The organism is Enterobacter cloacae complex sp.6700776 (assembly GCF_048284255.1).
GTDB lineage: Bacteria > Pseudomonadota > Gammaproteobacteria > Enterobacterales > Enterobacteriaceae > Enterobacter > Enterobacter intestinihominis.
Genome location: NZ_JBLVYK010000232.1, coordinates 1 through 286 on the forward strand (window position 1 = coordinate 1; position 286 = coordinate 286).

A 286-nucleotide genomic window follows, 5' to 3' on the forward strand; every position below is an offset into this window, starting at 1 on the left:
GGGAAAATAAACGGCGTTGACGTCGCTTTATTAAAATCGGGCATCGGTAAAGTCGCAGCGGCAATTGGTACCACATTATTGTTAGAACACTGCAAGCCTGATGTTATCATCAATACAGGTTCTGCGGGCGGTTTAGATCCACGTTTAAATGTAGGTGATATCGTCGTATCTACCGAAGTGCGCTACCACGATGCGGATGTCACCGCATTTGGTTATGAGCCGGGTCAAATGGCACAGTGCCCACCGGCATTTATTGCTGATGCAAAACTCATTGAAACTACCGAAC

At 46.9% G+C, this 286-nt stretch carries 1 protein-coding gene; it reads left to right on the forward strand.

What is annotated here, in order from left to right; translation table 11 throughout:
• Positions 1-286 (forward strand): 5'-methylthioadenosine/S-adenosylhomocysteine nucleosidase (gene mtnN, locus ACNQ0T_RS24020; protein ID WP_417930475.1); only part of this gene is annotated, 286 nt, incomplete at both ends.